General features: G+C 55.7%; 4 protein-coding genes. All 4 read right to left on the bottom strand.

Features of this window, described 5'->3' with window-relative positions; all coding sequences use genetic code 11:
- On the bottom strand, positions 1-461 hold a 461-nt coding region (locus Q0526_RS17510; RefSeq protein WP_298736503.1), incomplete at its 3' end, for a DUF4869 domain-containing protein.
- A gap of 103 nt (positions 462-564) precedes the next feature.
- The gene (locus Q0526_RS17515) at positions 565-873 is read right to left on the bottom strand and encodes a MobC family plasmid mobilization relaxosome protein (RefSeq protein WP_298736505.1); all 309 of its coding nucleotides are present in this window, start codon (positions 871-873) and stop codon (positions 565-567) included.
- 152 nt (positions 874-1025) lie between these two features.
- Positions 1026-1439, bottom strand: a complete 414-nt coding sequence (locus Q0526_RS17520) for a hypothetical protein (RefSeq protein ID WP_298736507.1) — start codon at positions 1437-1439, stop codon at positions 1026-1028.
- Between the two features lie 77 nt (positions 1440-1516).
- A partial coding sequence (locus Q0526_RS17525; RefSeq protein WP_298736510.1) for a SpaA isopeptide-forming pilin-related protein occupies positions 1517-3219 on the bottom strand: 1703 nt, incomplete at its 5' end.

A 3219-nucleotide genomic window follows, 5' to 3' on the forward strand; every position in this document is an offset into this window, starting at 1 on the left:
CATGAATTGTCCCCTTCTTCCAGGAATTGGACGGCATGCGGCACCAGTTCGCTCATGGAGTGAACGATGCTGTGGTCGTTGAGGATTTCAATTTCAAATTTTCCATCGCCAAAGTTCATGATATGCCGCAGGTTGATGGTAATATCTTCCCGGCTTTCTTTTGCGATGCGCAAGATCCAGGGGGCGCAGTTGTCGCCGCAGGCAGAAGCGTTAAATACCTTTTCCCGGTCGTTGCGGATCAGCAACAGCGTTTTGACGCCACCTGATAAGCTGGTGACGGGTAACACACCCAGGGCTTTACTTTCCACAGCGTTGGGGCCGAGAACTTTGGCCTTGTCGATGGCTCGAATCATCTTCTGGCCGAATGGGTCGGTGATCCAACTGTCAAGGTAGGTGTTATCAAAATAGAGAGAGGTATTGTACACCGCCTCCGGCATAACTCCAAACTGCACTTTCAACACGGCGTTCATCTCCTCCGATACCATAATACTGAAAATAGTATAGTGATATTGTACCACAATCAGGCTTTTCTGTGAACCGTGGGGCAGACAAAACGCAGAATGGTCATACCCGCTCTTGCACCAGCCGCCAGACCTGACGCATAAGGCACTGCGCCTGTTCTGCCTGGGCGGCGGTCAAATGCCCGGCACTGTTGGCAAGGTGTGCGATCTGGTTGATGTTGTTGCCGATGGCGGCCAACTCACGGGCCAGGTCTTTATAGCTGTCGGGCGGCCGCGGGCGAATCTGGCAGCCTTCTAACAGGGCGCGTAAAAACGCCTCCCTGCTCAGCCCGGCGATCGCAGCTTTGGCAACCAGCGATTCATATTCGGCGGGCGTGAGCCGGAAGGTCACTTTGATTTGTCTTTTCAGCATGGGTGTTCTCCTGGCATTGGTGTCCGGCGCGGTGAGCGCCTTCCGGGGTATCAGGGGCGGGCCCCTGACAAGTGGCATTTTGCGGGCGGATGCCAGCATAATGCCGTGCTTGCTCGTAGTTTGCAGGCAAACTACGATTCCTTGGCTGAAAATCATGCCCACGGCAGTTCCCAACCTTTTCTTGCAGCTCGACGTTCCAACTTCGTCCCCAGGCGGCAGGTGTTTGCCTGATATAGTAGACTGGTTTCCACCGCCCGGATCTTGATATGGTGCTTCATGGCCAGGCTGAAAAAGTGAAGCAACCGCCGCCGGGATTGCCCCAGCGTTTCCATTCGAGTGATGTAGATACAGTTGAAATCGGACTTTTTCATGCGGCGGAGCAGGTCGCGGTAGCCCGGACGCCGCCATCCATCCCGTGAATCCAGGCTTACACCAGCTACCACTGAGCCGGATAATTTGGCGCGCAGTGCCAGAAATTCGGCTTGGCTTTTGGTCGCCGTGTAGGAGCCGGGATGGCGGGCATAAATCCAAACGCGGGATGCAGCTGCTTCCTGTTGTTTTTCCATAGAGTGTCTCCTATAAAAAGGGAGGCCCCTTTGCCAGGGGCCTTCCGCGATGGTCAGTACAATGGGGTGGAATGTTGTTAGTGGTTGCTGGCGTCCCTGTTGTTTTCATCTTCCGATGGGTTCCATTCTGCCGGGAGATTGCTGCGGCGACGCAGGTAAATCAGGAAAACCAAAGCGATCCCGGCAGTTACGGCCACGCCGACCAGCAACGCAATCGGTGTATGATCGCCGGTTTGCGGCACAGAGGGGGCCGGGCTGGACGTGGGTGCAGGTGCCGGCTGTTCCGGCGTGGGGGCAGGTGTAGGCTGCGGCGTCGAGGTCGGGTTATCCGGGGTATTCGGGGCCGGGGCGTCCCGCATGACGACGGTTCCGTCCTCCATCCGCGTCCAGTGGTCGAAGATCAGCCAATCCTTGCCCGTGCAGACATAAACGTCGGTCTCGTTGAGAAGATCGCCGTTTTCATCCTCGCGCTGTATCAATTTGAAACGAATGCTCTCCGCGATGGTATAGCCATCAGGCGCGGACTGCTCAGAGAGGGTATATACCTGGCCGAATGCCAAGCCGCGAATCTCCTGGGGCTTGTCGCCGCTGACCCACTGGCGAACTACGTTGCCGTCCTTGTCCGAGATCGTCAGCGTCGCACCGGGCAGCTCATCGTCGCCGGTCAGCTTCCGTTTGCTGACGCAGAAGGAAGTGGCGTCATTCTCAAAGGTGTTCTCCATCTCGATTGCAGGTGTTTCAGCATCCTGATAGACGAACTTGAAAATCTGATCGGGTGCATCCAGGAAATATCCCTGGGGCGGGCGCAGCTCTACAATACGGTATTTGCCGCTGTTGGCGGTAGTGTTTTCGGGAATAAGAACACCATCCATACCATAGAACTCGCCACGCATGGGGAAATCACAGGTAAAGGTGGTATGGCCGTTTTCATCCGTAGGAGCAGAAGTTGCGATGAGATCACCGGCCCGGAACAAGAGATCACCGGTTGCGTTGTAGATGTCATCCACCGTAATGAGGTTATAGACAGCACCGGCAACCAGAGCGCCCGTTTTGATGTCCCGCTTATAAATATCCAGCTGGGGCTTCACCCGCTCATTGTGGAATTTGAGGACTTGGGCTTCGATCTGTGCGGCACTCGCATCCTTCACATTGACGATTTTATAATTGTCAGTTTCCGAAGCGGAGCCATCACCGGGATTTCTGGTAATGGTTTTTGCCAGAACCACATCATTGGTCTGCTTATCCCACTCGAACGTCACATCATAACTTTGTTTAGTGCCCACAAAGCCATAGGGAGCGGTGGTTTCCTCCACATGGTAGGACCCCAGCGGCAAGGTGACGATTACTTCGCCCACCGTACCGTCATGGATCACACTCAGGAAATCATAAGTGGAATTAGTGCGCCCAGGAGCAAAGGAAGCAATATCGCTGGTGCCGTCGCCGGTTCGGACAACCGCTACCACATCGCCTTGGGCATACCACAGGGTTCGGTCGCCGTTGGCGTCGGTCTGGTGATCAGCCGTGTAGATGTCCTCATTGGCGGTAATGGTGACCTCGGCATAGGGGATGGGGCGCTCGGTGTACAGGAAATTCCCTGGCACCGCTTCGCCGCCGAATTGCGGGTCCAGCAGGTCGGTTGCTTTCTCTTCCCAGCCGGTCAGCACTTCGCCGGTCTTGCGGATGGTCAACACGCCCAGGGTCTCACGGTTGCGGTAGTCCTCGTCGATGACCAGAATGTCCTGGCTGTCCTCATTGACATCCCCTGTGGCTTTGTAAGCAC

The sequence above is a fragment of the uncultured Subdoligranulum sp. genome (genome assembly GCF_937890665.1).